1 protein-coding gene is annotated in these 1,195 nt (G+C 73.0%); it reads right to left on the minus strand.

Translation table 11 applies throughout. The annotated features are described in order from the left end of the window. Positions 1 to 44: 44 nt before the first annotated feature. A complete protein-coding gene (locus ACYVE9_RS27550) occupies positions 45 to 1,055 on the minus strand; it encodes an LPXTG cell wall anchor domain-containing protein (protein ID WP_461030609.1) in 1,011 nt (336 codons plus the stop codon). Positions 1,056 to 1,195: the final 140 nt, after the last annotated feature.

The raw sequence follows: 1,195 nt of genomic DNA on the forward strand, positions 1-1,195 counted from the left end.
GGGGGGTCCGGGGGTCCCTGGCAATCCGCCGCCCGCCGCTGCCGTCAGGCGGCGGTGTCAGCGCCCTTGCGGCGACGCACGAGGAACGTGGCGCCGGCGCCGAGGGCAACAGCCGCCGCGCCCGCGAGCCCGAACATCGGCAGGTTCGCGTCCGAACCCGTCGCCGCCAACTCGTCGTCCTGGCCCGGGGCTTCGCCGGTCTCGACGTCCGTCGGCTTCTCGGGGCTCCGTGTGCCACCCTGCGGCTCGGCGTCGTTGCCGTTCGGCTTCTCGCTGCCCGGAATGATGTTGAACAGGTAGACGTCGCCCACCTTCTCCGCGCAGGTGTTGTCGCCCGCCACGTGGAACGCGTAGCCCATGGCGACGCCCAGCGAGGCAGGAGCACGGTCCACCCGGATGCGCAGCTCGACGCCGGCCGTCTCGCCGGCGGCCAGCGAACTCCAGCCGACCAGGCCGGAGTCGTCGCTCCCGTCCTCCTTGCTCACGTCCGTCCAGGTCCCGTTGGCCTCGGCCTGCAGTCGGACGTACCGGGTGGCGTCCTTGAGACTCTCGGTGAAGGCGTTCTTCCAGAGGTGCGCGGAGGTCAACTGCCGCGATGCGTCGGTGTTGTTGGTGACCGTCAGCGAGAAGTCCTCCCAGCCGCTGCCGGAGTAGATCTGCTCGGGCACACCGTTGACGGTGGCGGTGACGCCGTCACTCTCCTCAACGGCCTCGCACTGCTCGCCCCGTTCCTCGTCGCCCGGCTTCCCCTCCTCCGCCGGGGACTCTTCGGCCGGGGACTCCTCGGCGGGGGACTCCTCGGCCGGGGACGCCTCGGCGGGGGACTCCTCGGCCGGGGACGCCTCCGCGGGTCGTTCTTCGGCGAGGGCTTTCTCGTCCGAGCCCGGGGCGCTCTCGGCCTGAGGGACGATCCGGTCCGGCCCGGACGGCTCGCCGGCATACGCGGCGGGGGCCGCGAGCAGCGCGACGGGGGCGACGACGGCCGTGGTGGCGACGGCCGCAACTGCACGACGGATACGAATGGGTGGCCTCCTCGTGATCGTGGCAAGAGCCAAGTAAGAGGGTCACCGCCGCGCGGAGGTTCCGCTGCGCGCCGGGTCCGGCCGGATGCCGTCGTCACACCGGAGGTCTGAGCGGGCCGGCCGCCCGGCTGCTGCTCGACGGCGACCGCGTCGCCGTCGCCCGGCACGAGGTG

The sequence above is a fragment of the Streptomyces sparsus genome (assembly GCF_054776295.1).